The following is a 17495-nucleotide window of genomic DNA, read 5'->3' on the forward strand; positions in this document are numbered from 1 at the left end:
CAAGGCCGGGGGCCCGCTGCGGGCCGAGGGACGGACCAGTTCAGCGTACGTCGCCCGCGCCCAAGGTCTCACCCGGGGCGATCCGCACCCCGCGCGCCCAGTCGGCGGCGGCCATCGGCTTCTTGCCCTGCGCCTGCACCCACAGCAGCTCCACGGCGTACGAGCCCGTGCCGACGTACAGGTTCTTCTTGCCGACGGAGAGCTCGCCGGGCGCGAGGTCGGTGCGGTCCACCGCCGGCACGGCCTGGATCAGCTTGAGGCGCTCGCCGCGGAAGACGGTCCAGGCGCCCGGCGCGGGGGTGCAGCCGCGCACCACGCGGTCCACGCGCAGTGCGGGGGCCGCCCAGTCGACGCGCGCGTCCTCGACCGTGATCTTCGGCGCGAGGGTGACGCCGTCGGCGGGCTGCGGGACGGCGGTCAGGCTGCCGTCCTCGATGCCGTCCATGGTCGCGGCCAGCAGCCCCGAACCCGCGAACGCGAGGCGGGTAAGGAGGTCGCCGCTGGTGTCGGTCGGCCGGATCTCCTCGGTGACCGTGCCGTACACGGGACCGGAGTCCAGGCCCTCCTCGATCAGGAAGGTCGAGGCACCGGTGATCTCGTCACCGGCCATGAGGGAGTGCTGCACGGGGGCCGCGCCGCGCCAGGCGGGCAGCAGCGAGAAGTGCAGGTTGACCCAGCCGCGGGCGGGGATGTCCAGGGCCGCCTTGGGCAGCAGGGCGCCGTAGGCGACCACCGGGCAGCAGTCCGGCGCGATCTCCCGGAGCCGGGCGAGGAACTCCTCGTCACGCGGCTTCGCGGGCTTGAGCACCTCGATCCCCGCCTCCGCCGCGCGCTCGGCGACCGGGCTCGCGACCAGCCTGCGGCCCCGGCCCGCCGGGGCGTCGGGGCGGGTGACGACGGCGGCCACCTCGTGCCGGCCGGAGGCGATCAGGGCGTCCAGGGCGGGGACGGCGACCTCGGGGGTGCCTGCGAAGACCAGCTTCACTGGGTGCTACCTCGGATTTCTGGGGGTCGGCGGCGGCGCGCCGTGCGGCGACGGCAGCGCACCAGTCTATGGGCCGCCGCGGTTCTCCCCACGGGGGACGGGACACAAGCCCCCTTACCCAGCTTTCAGGCGATTTGACTGCTTTGCCCGAAGTATCGGTTCGGCACGGCTCGGGGCACCTCCGGGCGCCTCGACGGGACGCCCGGAGCGATCGTGGAAGCACCTCGGGGCGTCTCGACGGGACGCCCCACGCAACCGTGGAAGCACCGTGGGGGCGTACGCACCCCCGCGCGCCCTGCGCATATGCGGATACGCCCTGGGACCGTGACCCCTCACGACGTAGCGCGTTGGTCAAGAAAAAGTTGACCGGAACGGGCCGCACACGCGGCCCTCTCCGCATTGCCCGTCGTTCCCCGTCATTTCCTTCACCGCCGCCCCCGACGCGTCCCGGCCCCCGCACCGCGGCCGGGACCCCCGTCGCTTCCGCCCCGCCCCGTCCCCACCCCGTTTCCGACCTCCCAGCCCGACCACTCCACAACACCCGATCCCTCAACGCCGGTTCGAGAGGCTTGTTCATGGCCGACCACGCAACCCACGACGCCCAGGCACGGGCCAGCCTGCACCTCCTGGTACGGGACATCGAGCGGGTCCGCCGGCAGGTGGACGCACTGCGCACCCTCACCGCGCAGCTCGGCAACGTCTACCGCCCGCGCCGCTCCAGCCCCTCCGCGGGCTTCGTCGTGTACGGACGCGCACCCGCTCCGACCGTCCGCCTCGCCCAGGAACTGCGGGACAGCGTCGAGACCCTGGTGACCGCCGCGGTCGACTTCGACCGCTCGCTGGGCTTCTCGTGGGACGCGGTGGGCTCCGCGCTCGGCGTCACCAAGCAGGCGGTCCACCGCCGCTACGGCGCCCGCAGGACCACGGCACAGACCACCCCGGCCGTCGCCGAGCCGGACCGCGCCACCGAGCCCTCCACCACCACCCGCACGGTCCCCGTGGGCACCCCGCTCCCCTCCGTCCCCGCGGCCCGTGCCATGCCCACCCAGCCCACGGCGGGCAGCCCCGGCCTCCGTGACGACGTCCGCCCTGGCGCCTTCCCCGGCCCGCGCAACGGCTGACGTCCACGATGCCCCCGCCCGGACGCCGGGCGGGGGCATCGCTGTGTCCTGTGAGCAGGACGGGCGCGGGGCACGCGGACGGCCTGGAAGGCGCGCCGAAGGCATCCTCCCGAGCCCGGCCGGAGGCCTCCCGGAGCCCAGCGGTCACCCGACGCCCGCCGGGGTCACCTGTCCGGCAGGGCCACCCGATGCCCGCCGGGGTCACCTGTCCGGCACGGCCATCCAATGTCCGCCGGGGTCACCCGATGTCCGCCGGATCGATCCGCACCCGGACCGCCTGCTGTGCCGCCACCCCCCGCGCCATCCGCGCAGCCTGTGCCGTCTTGAGGGCGCGGGCCAGCGCCGCGCCGCTGCCCGGCGGCACCCGCACCAGGGCGCGCTCCCACCGCTCGCCCATCGGCGCGTCGCCGGGGCGGCGCGGGCGGCCGGGCTCGGCGGCGGGCACCGGCACGGGCCCGAGGACCTCCGCGTCCGGGGGCAGCTCCGCCTGGGCCAGGAACTCGGTGAGCGCCTCGGGGGCGGCCGTCACCGACGCCATCCGCGACACCGGCGGAAACCCCAGCTCCGCCCGCTCGGCCAGCTCCCGGACGGCGTGCCCGACCGGATCCCACCGCACCAGCGCCTGCACCGGCCGCAGCGTCGGCTCGGCGACGATCACCACCGTGCCGCCCGCGCCCTGGTCGCGCACCAGCGCGGCGGCGCCGATCCACCGCCGCAGCGCGTCCTCGCCCGCGCGCAGGTCCGGCCGCCCGAGCATGGCCCAGCCGTCCAGGAGCAGCGCCGCGGCATAGCCCCCCTCGGCCACGGGCTCCGCGCCCGGCGTGCTCACGACCAGGGCGGGCGCCCCGCCCACCGTGTCGAGCACCTGCTCGCGCCCGGAGGTCCGCACCGGCACCGCGGGGAAGGCGCGCCCCAGCTCCTCGGCGGTCCGCCGCGCGCCCACGACCTGCGCCCGCAGCCGGAAGCCGCCGCACTCGGGGCAGTGCCAGGAGGCCTCGTCGCGACCGCACCAGCCGCAGACCAGGGCCCCGGCGCCACGCGCCTCCAGCGGGCCCGCGCAGTGCCGGCACCGCGCGGGCTCCCGGCACCGCTCGCACGCGAGCCGCGGTACGTACCCCCGCCGGGGCACCTGCACCAGGACGGGGCCGTGCTTGAGCCCGTCGCGGGCGATCTGCCAGGCCAGGCTCGGCAGCCGGGCGGCCCGGGCGGCCTCGTCGCGCGCGAGGTCGCCGTCCCCCACGGTGCGCACCAGCGGCGCCGCGCCCCGCACCTGCTCCCGGTCGGCCACCACGGGCACCGCCCAGCCGCTCTCGACGAGCTGCGCGGCCTCGACCGTGCAGCCCCAGCTCCCGAGCAGGAAGGCGCACCTGTCCCGCGACGCCCGCAGCTCCAGGACCTCCCGCACGTGCGGGAAGGGCGCGTTGTCATCCCCGTGGCTGGCGTCCCCGTCGTCCCAGACCACGACGAGGCCGAGATCGCGCACGGGGGCGAACATGGCGGCGCGCGTCCCGACCACGGCCCGCACGGAGCCGCGCCGCACGGCAAGCCACTCCCGATACCGCCGCTCAGGCCCCGCGTCGGCGGTCAGCAGCGCGTGCTGCCCCTCGCCGAGCAGCGCCCGCAGCGCGGCGTCCACCCGGGCCGCGGGCCGCCCGGCGGGCACGACGACGAGCGCGCCGCGCCCCGAGGCGAGCGTCGCCTGCACGGCCCGGGCGATCTCCTCGGCCCACAGCGGCCCCGGAAGCGCGGTCCACACGGCCCGGGGCGCCCCGCCCGCGGCGAGCGCGGCGACGAACTCGGGCCCCCGCGCATACCGCCGCCACGACCCGGGCTCCGGCGCGGGCGGCGGCTGCGGGGCGGGCGGCGACGGCCGCCCCTCGGCCCGGCCGTGCCGGGGCGGAATCGCCAGCTGCAACACGTCGGCGAGGCTTCCCGCATAGCGGTCTGCCACGGCCCGGGCGAGCCCGAGCAGCTCCTCGTCAAGGACGGGCTCGGGCGACACGACCTGGGCGATGGCCGCCAGCGGCCCGCTGTAGTCCGACTCGGCGACGCGCTCGACCAGGAAGCCGTCGATCAGGCCGCCGCCCTCGCGGCGCCCCTCGCGCACGTTCCGCGAGCCGGCGCCGAAGCGGACGCGCACGCGCACCCCGGGCTGCGCCTGCTCGTCCAGGTCCGCGGGCACCGCGTAGTCGAAGTACCGGTCGAGGTGCAGCACGCCCTTGTCCACGACGACCCGCGCCACCGGAAGCTCCTCGGCGAGCGCGGCCCCCCGCCACGTCCGCGGCTTGGCCTTCGGCGCCTTCGCCTTCCGCACACTCTCCCGAATGAGCGCAAGCTGCTCCGGCCCCTCACCCACCGCCCCGCCACCTGACCCGTTCTCGCCGCTCACAGCCAAATTCCTACCAGACGTCACTGACAGCGCCACGGCCCGGCGAACCCGCGCGGGCATACGGCAACGGCCCCGGACCACAGGGGTCCGGGGCCGTGCGTGCTGGGCTCGATCAGAGACCGGCGGCCTTCCGCAGCGCGTCCACGCGGTCCGTCTGCTCCCAGGTGAACTCCGGCAGCGAGCGGCCGAAGTGGCCGTACGCGGCGGTCTGGGAGTAGATCGGGCGGAGCAGGTCGAGGTCGCGGATGATCGCGGCCGGGCGGAGGTCGAAGACCTCGCTGATGGCCTGCTCGATCTTGTCCGTGTCGATCGTGTTGGTGCCGAAGGTCTCGACGAACAGACCGACCGGCTCGGCCTTGCCGATGGCGTAGGCGACCTGGACCTCGCAGCGCGAGGCGAGGCCCGCGGCCACCACGTTCTTGGCGACCCAGCGCATCGCGTACGCCGCCGAGCGGTCCACCTTGGACGGGTCCTTGCCGGAGAAGGCGCCGCCGCCGTGGCGGGACATGCCGCCGTAGGTGTCGATGATGATCTTGCGGCCGGTCAGGCCCGCGTCACCCATCGGGCCGCCGATCTCGAAGCGGCCGGTGGGGTTGACCAGGAGGCGGTAGCCCTCGGTCTCCAGCTTGATGCCGTCGTCCACCAGGGCCTTGAGCTCCGGCTCGACGACGAACTCGCGGATGTCGGGGGCGAGGAGCGACTCCAGGTCGATGTCCGACGCGTGCTGCGAGGAGACGACGACCGTGTCGAGGCGGACGGCCTTGTCGCCGTCGTACTCGATGGTGACCTGGGTCTTTCCGTCGGGACGCAGGTAGGGGATGGTGCCGTTCTTGCGGACCTCGGAGAGGCGGCGCGAGAGGCGGTGCGCGAGGTGGATCGGGAGCGGCATCAGCTCCGGGGTCTCGTCGCAGGCGTAGCCGAACATCAGGCCCTGGTCGCCGGCGCCCTGGCGGTCGAGCTCGTCCTCGTCGCCCTCGACGCGGCTCTCGTACGCCGTGTCGACACCCTGCGCGATGTCCGGGGACTGCGCGCCGATGGACACCGAGACGCCGCAGGAGGCGCCGTCGAAGCCCTTCTTCGAGGAGTCGTATCCGATCTCGAGGATCTTCTCGCGCACCAGCTGCGCGATCGGCGCGTACGCCTTGGTCGTGACCTCACCGGCGACGTGCACGAGGCCGGTGGTGATGAGCGTTTCGACGGCGACCCGGGACGTCGGGTCCTCACGCAGAAGCGCGTCGAGAATGGTGTCGCTGATCTGGTCAGCGATCTTGTCGGGGTGACCCTCGGTCACGGACTCCGAGGTGAAGAGACGGCGGGACACATCGCTCCCTGTGGTTGCAGCGGCTGCTGGCTGATCATTGATGGACGGGCCGAGAGCTGCGCTCGACGACGTCCGAGACCAGTTTATCGGTCACACGCGGCCGCATGGCCACCTCTCTCGTCAGAAGAGAGCCCTGTGACCTGCGGCACTGCATTGTGCGATACGACGATCGGTCTCCACCAGAGGGCTCAAGGCCCGCATTTGGCGGGTTTGGGGTGGGTTTAAAGAGCCCAGAGGGGCGAATGGTGCGTGGGAGGCCGAATCCGGCCATCGGCCCGGTCACGATCCGGACCGATGGGTTCAGTGGCGTTACGACCGGTCAAGGCGCGGAACGACCAGGTCCCACACCGTGTCGGCGAGATCGTCCTTGGGCCCGTAGGGCACCGGCGTCTCGCTGCCGTCGGCACCAAGGACCACGGCCTCGTTCCGCTCAGAGCCGAACGTCTTGCGCTCACCGACTTCGTTCACTACGAGCAGGTCGCAGCCCTTGCGGGCGAGCTTGGCCCGCCCGTTGGCCAGCACGTTGTCCGTCTCGGCCGCGAAGCCCACGACGACCTGCCCGGGGCGCGGGCGGTCGCCCGAGAGCTCGGCGAGGATGTCCGGATTGCGGACGAGGGTGAGCGGCGCCGGGTCCTCGCCGTCCTGCTTCTTGATCTTTCCGGCGGCGTAGGCGGCCGGGCGGAAGTCGGCGACGGCGGCGGCCATGACCACGGCGTCGGCGTCGGCCGCCGCCTTCAGGACGGCTTCGCGCAGCTGCACGGCGGTGCCCACGGACACGAGGTCGACGCCCGCCGGGTCCGGCAGCGCGGTGTTCGCCGCGACGAGGGTGACGCGGGCCCCGCGCGCGGCGGCGCTGCGGGCGAGGGCGTAGCCCTGCTTGCCGGAGGAGCGGTTGCCGAGGAAGCGCACGGGGTCGAGGGGCTCGCGGGTGCCGCCCGCGCTGACGACGACGTGCCGGCCCGCGAGGTCCTGGGCGGCCGTGCCGCGCGCGAGGACGCGGCGGACGACGTCGAAGAGCTCGGCGGGCTCGGGGAAGCGCCCCTTGCCGGTGTCGACGCCGGTGAGGCGGCCGACGGCCGGTTCCACGACGAGGGCGCCGCGGCGGCGCAGCGTGGCGACGTTCTCCTGGGTGGCCGGGTGCTCCCACATCTCGGTGTGCATGGCCGGCGCGAAGACGACCGGGCAGCGGGCCGTGAGGAGCGTGTTCGTCAGGAGGTCGTCGGCGAGGCCGTGGGCGGCCTTGGCGAGCATGTCGGCCGTGGCGGGCGCCACGATCACCAGGTCGGCGTGCTGCCCGATGCGCACGTGCGGCACCTCGTGGACGTCGGACCAGACCTCCGTGGAGACGGGGTGGCCGGACAGCGCCGACCAGGTCGCGGCGCCGACGAAGTGCAGCGCGGACGCGGTGGGCACGACCCGTACGTCGTGGCCGGACTCGGTGAGCCTGCGCAGCAGCTCGCACGCCTTGTAGGCGGCGATTCCACCGCTGACCCCCAGAACGACCTTCGGCTTGTCCACCGTGCCTCCCCGCACTCGGTCGCGCGGCCGCTGCCGCGCGCGTACGACTCCATGACACACCACAGGCCCGGCAGGTGCTCTGCCGGGCCTGTGGTGAACGTATGACTGCTTACTGCGCCGGGCCCTCGATGGCCTCGGACGTCAGCAGGCCGGCGTTGATCTCGCGGAGCGCGATCGACAGCGGCTTCTCGTGCACGTGGGTGTCCACGAGCGGGCCGACGTACTCGAGGAGGCCCTCACCGAGCTGCGAGTAGTACGCGTTGATCTGACGGGCGCGCTTGGCGGCGTAGATCACGAGGCTGTACTTCGAGTCGGTGGCCTCGAGCAGCTCATCAATCGGCGGGTTGATGATGCCCTCGGGCGCGGTGATGGAAGAGGACACTCTCTGCCTTCCGAAGGGGGTGAAGAAAGGGGTGAAGATCAAACAACTTTCATCAAGGCTAGCAGCTCGCGCGCCACGTCCTCGACCGAGGTGTTGACCAGGGTGGTGTCGAACTCGGGCTCCGCGGCCAGCTCCACGCGCGCGGCCCGGAGCCTGCGCTCGATGACCTCGGCCGCCTCGGTGCCGCGGCCGGTGAGGCGGCGGACCAGCTCGTCCCAGCTCGGCGGGGCGAGGAAGACCAGCTGGGCGTCGCCCATCGACTCCCGCACCTGCCGGGCGCCCTGGAGGTCGATCTCCAGGAGGACGGGCTCGCCCGCCTCCAGGCGGTCCATGACGGCCCGGCGGGGCGTGCCGTAGCGGTTGCCCGCGAACTCCGCCCACTCCAGGAGCTCACCATTGGCGATCAGCTTGTCCATTTCCTCGTCGGAGACGAAGAAATAGTGCACACCATGGCGCTCGCCGGGGCGCGGCTTGCGGGTCGTCGCCGAGACCGAGAGCCAGACCTCGGGGTGTTCCTTGCGCATATGGGCGACGACCGTGCTCTTGCCGACCCCGGAGGGGCCGGAGAGCACGGTCAGCCGCGGACGTTCACTCATGCAGCGATTATCCAGGTTCTCAGAGGTGCCTGAGACCAGGTTCCCCGGACGGCGCGGGGCCGTCAGGCGCCGCTGCCGCCGAACTCGCGCTCCAGGGACGCGATCTGGTTGGAGCCAAGACCGCGCACGCGGCGGCTCTCGGAGATGCCGAGGCGCTCCATGATCTGCTTGGCGCGGACCTTGCCCACGCCCGGCAGGGACTCCAGGAGGGCGGAGACCTTCATCTTGCCGATGACGTCATTCTCCTGGCCCTGCTTGATGACCTCATGCAGGGAGGCGCCGGAGTGCTTGAGTCGATTCTTGACCTCGGCCCGCTCCCGGCGAGCCGCGGCGGCCTTTTCGAGCGCGGCTGCGCGCTGTTCAGGGGTAAGGGGCGGAAGAGCCACGCCTACGTCACCTCGAAGATCGAACTGTCGGATACGGACCGGTGAGGAACCTAGTCGCCCCACACCAGGGGAGCAACGTGCAACGCGCTTGCCCGTTGGCTCTGGTCGGAGACTAGCGGCCATGGCCGCCTGAGTCAGCGAGAACAAGCGAAAAGTCCAGGTCAGCCTCTGTCGAGCCGGGCATATCGGGCAATTCACCCCTGTTTTGGCTGGGTGTCGTGTAAGCAACGCGTTAGTTCGGCGGGCTGATGCCGTCGGTGCACGACGTCCGGGGAACGTCCACGGGGCCGAATGCCGAACACACACGTGGCCGAGGACCGACCCCCGTGCGAGGTCGCCCACAGGTCCCGGCACCCATGCGTCCGCCCCGGGACCGGACGATCCGGCCCCGGGGCGGACACCTCGGGCTCGTGGCGGGAAGCGCTAGCCGCCGACCGCCCGGCGCACCTCGTCCGCGAAGCGCGCGGCGGCCTCCCGCAGCGCCCCGGCGTCGGGGCCCGCCTTCAGCACACCGCGGCTCACGTTCGGCACCACGTTGCGCACGGCCGCGCCGAAGACGCGGGGCAGGTCCGCGGGCGTCGCCCCCTGCGCGCCGATGCCGGGGGCGAGGAGCGGCCCGTTGATGTCCAGGTCGAAGGACGACAGGTCGCCGAGCGTCGCGCCGACCACGGCGCCGTAGGAGCCCATGGGCGCGGCGCCGGCGTTCTCGCGCGCGAGGTGGCCCAGCATGGTCGCGCCGATGGTGCGACCGTCGGCGCGCTCGGCGCGCTGCACTTCCGCGCCCTCGGGGTTGGACGTCAGGGCGAGCACGAAGAGCCCCGAGCCGCTCTCCCGGGCGAGGTCCGCGGCGGGCCGCAGGGACTCGTACCCGAGGTACGGCGAGACCGTCAGGGCGTCCGAGAACAGCGGCGCGTCCGGGTGCAGGAAGGCCTCCGCGTACGCGGCCATGGTGGAGCCGATGTCGCCGCGCTTGGCGTCCATGACGACCAGGCCGCCGGCGGCGCGCAGCTCCGCGACGGCCCGCTCCAGGACGGCGACGCCGCGCGAGCCGAAGCGCTCGAAGAACGCCGCCTGCGGCTTGAAGACGGCGACCTGTTCGCCGAGGGCCTCCACGACGGTGCGCGTGAAGGTCTCCAGGCCCTTGATGTCGTCGCCGAGGCCCCACGCCGCCAGGAGCGAGGCGTGCGGGTCGATGCCCACGCAGAGCGGGCCGCGGGTGTCCATGGCCTGGCGCAGGCGCGCGCCGAAGGGTTCCTGGGGGCTCATGAGGCGGAGGCCTTTCGGGTGTCGGCGCCGATCGCTTCGGCGAGGGTGGCGTACGGGGAGGCGGCGAGCCGCGCGGCGAGGCCCTTGTGGATCCCGCGCGCCCAGAACGGACCCTCGTAGATGAACGCGCTGTAGCCCTGCACCAGGGTCGCGCCCGCGAGGATGCGCTGCCAGGCGTCCTCGGCGTTCTCGACGCCGCCGACGCCCACCAGGGTGATCCGGTCGCCCACGCGCGCGTAGAGGCGGCGCAGGACCTCCAGGGAGCGTTCCTTGAGGGGCGCGCCGGACAACCCGCCCGTCTCCTTGACGAGCTCCGGGTCGGAGACCAGGCCGAGGCCCTCGCGCGCGATGGTCGTGTTCGTGGCGATGATGCCGTCCAGGCCGAGCTCCACGGCGAGGTCGGCGACCGCGTCGACGTCCTCGTCGGCCAGGTCGGGCGCGATCTTGACGAGCAGCGGGACGCGGCGGCCCTCGACGCTGCGGTCGGCGGCCTCGCGCACGGCGCTCAGCAGGGGCCGCAGCGACTCGGCGGCCTGGAGGTTGCGCAGTCCCGGCGTGTTCGGCGAGGACACGTTCACGACGAGGTAGTCCGCGTGGCGGGCCAGGCGCTCGGTGGACTTCACGTAGTCGGCGGCGGCCTCGGCCTCGGGCACGACCTTGGTCTTGCCGATGTTGACGCCGACGGTGGTCCGGAAGACCGGCGTACGGGTCGCGAGGCGCTCGGCGACGGCCGCGGAGCCGTCGTTGTTGAAGCCCATGCGGTTGATCAGGGCGCGGTCCGCGACGAGGCGGAAGAGGCGCTTCTTGGGGTTGCCGGGCTGCGGCTCGCCGGTGACCGTGCCGATCTCGACGTGGTCGAAGCCGAGCATGGCCATGCCGTCGATCGCGACGGCGTTCTTGTCGAACCCGGCGGCGAGCCCGAAGGGACCGTGCATGCGCAGGCCGAGGGCCTCGGTGCGCAGCTCCTTGTAGCGGGGGGCGAGGGCGGCGGCCACGAAGGTCCGCAGGACGGGGACGCGCGCGGCCAGGCGGATCCAGGCGAAGGCGAGGTGGTGGGCGCGCTCGGGGTCCATGCGCCGGAAGACGAGCCGGAAGAAGAATGCGTACATGCTGGTGTCCTCATGAGGAGGGGGACACCGGATCCGGTGTCCCCCTCGTGGGCTGTCTAGTCGCGGTCCGCAGACAGGGCCGTCAGGTGTTCCGCGTGTTCCTGGAGCGAGCGCACGCCCACTCCGCCGTGGTGGAGGGCGTCGATGCCCTGCACCGCGGCGGCGAGGCCCTGGACCGTCGTCAGGCAGGGCACGGACCGGGCGACGGCCGCGGTGCGGATGTCGTAGCCGTCGAGGCGGCCGCCGGTGCCGTACGGGGTGTTGACGATGAGGTCGACCTGGCCGTCGTGGATCAGCTGGACGATGGTCTTCTCGCCGTTCGGGCCCTCGCCCTCGGACTGCTTGCGCACGACCGTGGCGTTGATGCCGTTGCGCTTGAGGACCTCGGCCGTGCCGGACGTGGCGAGCAGCTCGAAGCCGTGCGCGACGAGCTCGCGCGCCGGGAAGATCATCGAGCGCTTGTCGCGGTTGGCGACGGAGATGAACGCGCGGCCCTTGGTGGGCAGCGGCCCGTACGCGCCCGCCTGCGACTTGGCGTACGCCGTGCCGAAGACGGAGTCGATGCCCATGACCTCGCCGGTGGAGCGCATCTCCGGGCCGAGCACGGTGTCGACGCCGCGGCCCTGGATGTCGCGGAAGCGCGACCACGGCATCACGGCCTCCTTGACGGAGATCGGCGCGTCGAGCGGCAGCTCGCCGCCGTCGCCGGTGGCCGGCAGGAGGCCCTCGGCGCGCAGCTCGGCGACGGTCGCGCCGAGCGAGATGCGGGCGGCGGCCTTGGCGAGCGGCACCGCGGTGGCCTTCGAGGTGAAGGGCACGGTGCGCGAGGCGCGCGGGTTGGCCTCCAGGACGTAGAGGATGTCCCCGGCCATGGCGAACTGGATGTTGATCAGGCCGCGCACCCCGACGCCGCGCGCGATGGCCTCCGTGGAGGTGCGCAGGCGCTTGATGTCGTGGCCGCCCAGCGTGATCGGCGGCAGGGCGCACGCCGAGTCGCCGGAGTGGATGCCGGCCTCCTCGATGTGCTCCATGACGCCGCCCAGGTACAGCTCGTGGCCGTCGTAGAGCGCGTCCACGTCGATCTCGATGGCGTCGTCGAGGAAGCGGTCGACCAGGACCGGGCGGTCGGCGCCGATCTCGGTGGACTCGGCGATGTACGCCTGGAGGCGGGCCTCCTCGTACACGATCTCCATGCCGCGGCCGCCGAGCACGTACGAGGGCCGCACGAGCACGGGGTAGCCGATCTCGTCGGCGATGGCCTTGGCCTCGGCGAAGGTGGTGGCGGTGCCGTGCTTGGGCGCGGGCAGGCCCGCCTCGGCGAGCACGCGGCCGAAGGCGCCGCGGTCCTCGGCGGCGTGGATGGCCTCCGGCGGGGTGCCGACGACCGGCACGCCGTTGTCCTTCAGGGCCTGCGAGAGGCCGAGCGGGGTCTGGCCGCCGAGCTGGACGACGACGCCCGCGATCGGGCCCGCGAGGGACTCGGCGTGGACGATCTCCAGGACGTCCTCCAGGGTGAGCGGCTCGAAGTAGAGCCGGTCGGAGGTGTCGTAGTCGGTGGAGACGGTCTCCGGGTTGCAGTTGACCATGACGGTCTCGTAGCCCGCGTCGCTCAGCGCGAAGGAGGCGTGCACGCAGGAGTAGTCGAACTCGATGCCCTGGCCGATGCGGTTCGGGCCCGAGCCCAGGATGATCACCGCGGGCTTCTCGCGCGGCGCGACCTCGGACTCCTCGTCGTAGGAGGAGTAGAAGTACGGCGTGTTCGCGGCGAACTCGGCGGCGCAGGTGTCGACCGTCTTGTAGACCGGACGGACGCCGAGGGCGTGCCGGACCTCGCGCACCACCTCCTCGCGCAGGCCGCGGATCTCGGCGATCTGCGTGTCGGAGAAGCCGTGCCGCTTGGCCTCGGCGAGCAGCTCGGGGGTGAGGTCGTCGGCCTCGGTCAGCTCGTCCGCGATCTCCTTGAGCAGGAAGAGCTGGTCGACGAACCACGGGTCGATCTTGGTGGCGTCGAAGACCTCCTGCGGGGTGGCCCCGGCGCGGATGGCCTGCATGACGGTGTTGATGCGGCCGTCGGTGGGGCGCACGGCGGCGCGCAGGAGGGTGTACTTGTCGCCGGGCTTGCCGGTGAAGGAGAACTGGCTGCCCTTCTTCTCCAGGGAGCGCAGGGCCTTCTGCAGGGCCTCGGTGAAGTTGCGGCCGATGGCCATGGCCTCGCCGACGGACTTCATGGTCGTGGTCAGCGTCGAGTCGGCCTGCGGGAACTTCTCGAAGGCGAATCGCGGCGCCTTGACGACCACGTAGTCGAGGGTCGGCTCAAAGGATGCCGGGGTCTTCTCGGTGATGTCGTTGGGAATCTCATCGAGCGTATAGCCCACGGCCAGCTTCGCGGCGATCTTCGCGATCGGGAAGCCGGTGGCCTTCGACGCGAGCGCGGAGGACCGCGAGACGCGCGGGTTCATCTCGATGACGATCACGCGGCCGTCGACCGGGTTGACCGCGAACTGGATGTTGCAGCCGCCGGTGTCGACGCCGACCTCACGGATGATCGCGATGCCGACGTCCCGCAGGATCTGGTACTCGCGGTCGGTGAGGGTCATCGAGGGCGCGACGGTGATCGAGTCGCCGGTGTGCACGCCCATCGGGTCGAAGTTCTCGATGGAGCAGACGACCACGACGTTGTCGTTCTTGTCGCGCATCAGCTCCAGCTCGTACTCCTTCCAGCCGAGGATGGACTCCTCCAGGAGCACCTCGGTGGTCGGCGAGAGCGTGAGGCCCTGGCCCGCGATGCGGCGCAGCTCGTCCTCGTTGTGCGCGAAGCCGGAGCCGGCGCCGCCCATGGTGAAGGAGGGCCGCACGACGACCGGGTAGCCGCCGAGCTCGTCGACGCCCTTGAGGACGTCGTCCATGGAGTGGCAGATCACGGAGCGCGCGGACTCGCCGTGGCCGATCTTGGCGCGGACGGCCTCGACGACGTCCTTGAAGAGGTCGCGGTCCTCGCCCTTGTTGATGGCCTCGACGTTGGCACCGATCAGCTCGACGCCGTACTTCTCCAGGACGCCCTGCTCGTGCATCGAGATGGCGGTGTTGAGCGCGGTCTGACCGCCGAGGGTCGGCAGGAGCGCGTCGGGGCGCTCCTTGGCGATGATCTTCTCGACGAACTCCGGGGTGATCGGCTCGACGTACGTGGCGTCGGCGATCTCCGGGTCGGTCATGATCGTCGCCGGGTTCGAGTTGACGAGGATGACGCGCAGGCCCTCGGACTTGAGGACGCGGCACGCCTGGGTACCGGAGTAGTCGAACTCCGCGGCCTGGCCGATGACGATCGGGCCGGAGCCGATGACCAGGACGGACTGGATATCGGTGCGCTTAGGCACGCTGGCCCTCCATCAGGGAAGTGAAACGGTCGAAGAGGTACGCGGCGTCGTGCGGGCCCGCGGCCGCCTCGGGGTGGTACTGGACGCTGAACGCGGGCTGGTCGAGGAGCTGGAGCCCCTCCACCACCTGGTCGTTGAGGCACACGTGGGAGACCTCGGCGCGTCCGAAGGGGGTGTCGGAGACCTTGTCGAGCGGCGCGTCGACGGCGAAGCCGTGGTTGTGCGCGGTGACCTCGACCTTGCCCGTGGTGCGGTCCTGCACGGGCTGGTTGATGCCGCGGTGGCCGTACTTCAGCTTGTACGTGCCGAAGCCGAGGGCACGGCCGAGGATCTGGTTGCCGAAGCAGATGCCGAACAGCGGCGTCCTGCGCTTCAGGACCTCCTGCATGACGGCGACGGGGCCGTCGGCGGTCGCCGGGTCACCGGGGCCGTTGGAGAAGAACACGCCGTCGGGGTTGACGGCGTAGACGTCCTCGGCGGTCGCGGTGGCGGGCAGGACGTGCACCTCGATGCCGCGCTCGGCCATGCGGTGCGGGGTCATGCCCTTGATGCCGAGGTCGACGGCGGCCACGGTGAACTTCTTCTCACCGATCGCCGGGACGACGTAGGCCTCCTTGGTGGCGACCTCCGCGGAGAGGTTCGCGCCCTTCATCTGCGGCTGCGCCTGCACCCTGGCGAGCAGCTCGGCGTCGGGGGCGATCGCGTCGCCGGAGAAGACGCCGACGCGCATGGCGCCGCGCTCGCGCAGGTGGCGGGTGAGGGCGCGGGTGTCGACGCCGCTGATGCCGACGACGTCCTGCCGCCGCAGCTCCTCGTCGAGGGAGCGCCGGGAGCGCCAGTTGGAGGGCACCCGGGCGGGGTCGCGGACCACGTAGCCCGCGACCCAGATGCGCTGCGACTCGGGGTCCTCGTCGTTGACGCCGGTGTTGCCTACGTGCGGCGCGGTCATCACGACGACCTGGCGGTGGTACGAGGGGTCGGTGAGGGTCTCCTGGTAGCCGGTCATGCCGGTGGAGAAGACGGCCTCGCCGAAGGTCTCCCCCACCGCGCCGTAGGCGCGGCCGCGGAAGACGCGGCCGTCCTCCAGGACGAGTACGGCGGGAGTCTTCGTGGCTCCCTGCGTGGAGGTCGTCATCGTGCGCCTTCCGTTTCCGTCGTGCTGTGGATCCCGGCGCCGGTGCCGTCGATCTCGGTGTTGTCGATCATGTTGTTGATGGCTTCGACCCATTCGGCCTGCTCCGCGGCGTGGTCGGAGCGGAAGCCGGAGTCGATCAGCCTGTCGCCGTGCGCCCAGGTGACGATCAGCAGGCCGCCCTCGGCGAGGACCTTGCCCGCGATGCCCTTGTCGAGCCGGGCCTCGCGCAGGGCCTCCTTCGGGATGAAGAAGTCCCGCGCCCCGGGGCGGACGACGTCCAGGCCCGCCTCGGTCAGGGTCAGCTCCACCCGGCTGCGGGTGCCCAGGCCGTGCGCCACGATGCGGTCCAGCCACTGGCCCGCGGTGGTCGAGCCGTGGTAGCGGCCGGTCAGCTCAAGTTTCGTCGCACCGGGCTCGGACGGCGCGTCGGAGAGCTCGGGGAGGTCGCCCTGGAGGGTGCCGCGCCACTTCCAGCCCTCGCGCATCAGCCAGTAGACGAGCGCGACGAAGAGCAGGATTCCGACGACCCAGCCGATGCGCGCGGCCCAGTCGGTGACCTGCGCGGACTTCTCGTCGGCGGCCAGCTGGGGCAGGGCGGAGGAGGTGAGGAGATGCGTTGCGGTCACTGAAGCTTCCCGTCGACGAGCGTGGCCCGACCCCGGAGCCAGGTGTGCGTGACGCGTCCCGGAAGCTCACGGCCCTCGTAGGGGGTGTTGCGGCTCCGGGAGGCGAAGCCCGCGGGGTCCACGGCTCCACGGTATGCCGGATCGACGAGGGTGAGGTTCGCGGGCTCGCCGGGCGCGACGGGGCGGCCCTGGCCGCGCGCCTGCCCGATCTCGGCGGGCTTGGCGGACATCCGGTCCGCGACCCCGGCCCAGGTGAGCAGGCCGGTGTCGACCATCGTGTGCTGGACCACCGACAGGGCGGTCTCCAGGCCCACCATGCCCATGGCGGCCGCGGCCCACTCGCAGTCCTTGTCCTCGTGCGGGTGCGGGGCGTGGTCGGTGGCCACGATGTCGATGGTGCCGTCGGCCAGGGCCTCGCGCAGCGCCATGACGTCGGCTTCCGTGCGCAGCGGCGGGTTGACCTTGTAGACCGGGTTGTACGAGCGGACCAGCTCGTCGGTGAGGAGCAGGTGGTGCGGGGTGACCTCGGCGGTGACGTCGATGCCGCGGGACTTGGCCCAGCGGACGATCTCGACGGACCCGGCCGTGGACAGGTGGCAGATGTGCACCCGGGAGCCGACGTGCTCGGCGAGCAGCACGTCCCTGGCGATGATCGACTCCTCGGCGACGGCGGGCCAGCCGCCGAGCCCGAGCTCCGCCGAGACGACGCCCTCGTTCATCTGGGCGCCCTCGGTGAGCCGCGGCTCCTGGGCGTGCTGGGCGACGACGCCGCCGAACGCCTTCACGTACTCCAGGGCGCGCCGCATCATCACGGCGTCGTCGACGCACTTGCCGTCGTCGGAGAAGACCGTGACCCCGGCGGCCGACTCGTGCATGGCACCCAGCTCGGCGAGCTTCTTGCCCTCCAGGCCGACGGTGACGGCGCCGATCGGCTGGACGTCGCAGTAGCCGGACTCCTTGCCGAGCCGCCAGACCTGCTCGACGACGCCAGCGGTGTCGGCGACCGGGAAGGTGTTGGCCATCGCGAACACGGTGGTGTAGCCGCCGCTGGCGGCCGCGCGGGTGCCGGTGAGGACGGTCTCGGAGTCCTCGCGGCCGGGCTCGCGCAGATGCGTGTGCAGGTCCACCAGGCCCGGCAGGAGGACCTTGCCGTCCGCCTCGACGACGGTGGCGCCCTCGGCGCTCAGCGAGGCGCCCACGGCCTCGATGGTCTCGCCGTCGATCAGCACGTCCTGCGGCTCGCCGCCGAGCACCCTCGCACCACGGATAAGGATCTTGCTCATGATG

Annotated in this window: 14 protein-coding genes; 1 reads left to right on the forward strand and 13 read right to left on the reverse strand. The window is 72.5% G+C overall.

What is annotated here, in order from left to right; all coding sequences use genetic code 11:
- Window positions 1-40: 40 nt before the first annotated feature.
- A complete protein-coding gene (gene fmt, locus MQV74_RS08640) occupies window positions 41-985 on the reverse strand; it encodes a methionyl-tRNA formyltransferase (RefSeq protein WP_242715491.1) in 945 nt (314 codons plus the stop codon).
- A gap of 575 nt (window positions 986-1560) precedes the next feature.
- On the opposite strand from fmt, the gene MQV74_RS08645 reads away from it, so the two are divergent.
- Complete coding sequence (locus MQV74_RS08645) at window positions 1561-2106, forward strand: hypothetical protein (RefSeq protein WP_242715493.1); 546 nt, start codon at window positions 1561-1563, stop codon at window positions 2104-2106.
- 238 nt (window positions 2107-2344) lie between these two features.
- On the opposite strand, the gene MQV74_RS08650 is transcribed toward MQV74_RS08645, so the two are convergent.
- From MQV74_RS08650 to MQV74_RS08705, 12 genes are all read right to left on the reverse strand, one after another.
- On the reverse strand, window positions 2345-4495 hold the full coding sequence (locus MQV74_RS08650; RefSeq protein ID WP_242715495.1) for a primosomal protein N': 2151 nt from the start codon (window positions 4493-4495) through the stop codon (window positions 2345-2347).
- A gap of 112 nt (window positions 4496-4607) precedes the next feature.
- A complete protein-coding gene (gene metK, locus MQV74_RS08655; protein ID WP_242715497.1) occupies window positions 4608-5816 on the reverse strand; it encodes a methionine adenosyltransferase in 1209 nt (402 codons plus the stop codon).
- Window positions 5817-6125: 309 nt separating this feature from the next.
- Window positions 6126-7334, reverse strand: coding sequence for a bifunctional phosphopantothenoylcysteine decarboxylase/phosphopantothenate--cysteine ligase CoaBC (gene coaBC / locus MQV74_RS08660; RefSeq protein WP_242715499.1), 1209 nt, complete (start codon window positions 7332-7334; stop codon window positions 6126-6128).
- A gap of 109 nt (window positions 7335-7443) precedes the next feature.
- Complete coding sequence (rpoZ, locus tag MQV74_RS08665) at window positions 7444-7716, reverse strand: DNA-directed RNA polymerase subunit omega (RefSeq protein ID WP_005319902.1); 273 nt, start codon at window positions 7714-7716, stop codon at window positions 7444-7446.
- A 38-nt stretch (window positions 7717-7754) separates the two neighbouring features.
- Window positions 7755-8312 (reverse strand): guanylate kinase, encoded by a 558-nt coding sequence (gene gmk / locus MQV74_RS08670; RefSeq protein WP_242715501.1) that lies wholly within the window; start codon window positions 8310-8312, stop codon window positions 7755-7757.
- A gap of 62 nt (window positions 8313-8374) precedes the next feature.
- A complete protein-coding gene (locus MQV74_RS08675; RefSeq protein WP_016638838.1) occupies window positions 8375-8698 on the reverse strand; it encodes an integration host factor in 324 nt (107 codons plus the stop codon).
- A 423-nt stretch (window positions 8699-9121) separates the two neighbouring features.
- Window positions 9122-9964, reverse strand: a complete 843-nt coding sequence (pyrF, locus tag MQV74_RS08680; RefSeq protein WP_242715503.1) for an orotidine-5'-phosphate decarboxylase — start codon at window positions 9962-9964, stop codon at window positions 9122-9124.
- Window positions 9961-11073, reverse strand: a complete 1113-nt coding sequence (locus MQV74_RS08685) for a quinone-dependent dihydroorotate dehydrogenase (RefSeq protein ID WP_242715511.1) — start codon at window positions 11071-11073, stop codon at window positions 9961-9963. Before MQV74_RS08685 ends, pyrF begins: the two co-directional genes overlap by 4 nt.
- A gap of 56 nt (window positions 11074-11129) precedes the next feature.
- Window positions 11130-14447 carry a carbamoyl-phosphate synthase large subunit gene (gene carB, locus MQV74_RS08690; RefSeq protein WP_242715519.1) on the reverse strand — a complete coding sequence of 1106 codons (3318 nt, stop codon included), beginning with the start codon at window positions 14445-14447 and terminating at the stop codon, window positions 11130-11132.
- Window positions 14440-15582 carry a glutamine-hydrolyzing carbamoyl-phosphate synthase small subunit gene (gene carA, locus MQV74_RS08695; RefSeq protein WP_242715521.1) on the reverse strand — a complete coding sequence of 381 codons (1143 nt, stop codon included), beginning with the start codon at window positions 15580-15582 and terminating at the stop codon, window positions 14440-14442. Before carA ends, carB begins: the two co-directional genes overlap by 8 nt.
- Window positions 15579-16208: a PH-like domain-containing protein gene (locus tag MQV74_RS08700; RefSeq protein WP_242715523.1), complete on the reverse strand. Its 630-nt coding sequence runs from the start codon at window positions 16206-16208 to the stop codon at window positions 15579-15581. The genes carA and MQV74_RS08700 overlap by 4 nt, the downstream gene beginning before the upstream one ends.
- Window positions 16205-17491 (reverse strand): dihydroorotase, encoded by a 1287-nt coding sequence (locus MQV74_RS08705; RefSeq protein WP_242715525.1) that lies wholly within the window; start codon window positions 17489-17491, stop codon window positions 16205-16207. The genes MQV74_RS08700 and MQV74_RS08705 overlap by 4 nt, the downstream gene beginning before the upstream one ends.
- Between the last annotated feature and the right edge of the window lie 4 nt (window positions 17492-17495).

This window comes from Streptomyces sp. AN091965 (assembly GCF_022698285.1).
Classification (GTDB): Bacteria; Actinomycetota; Actinomycetes; order Streptomycetales; family Streptomycetaceae; genus Streptomyces.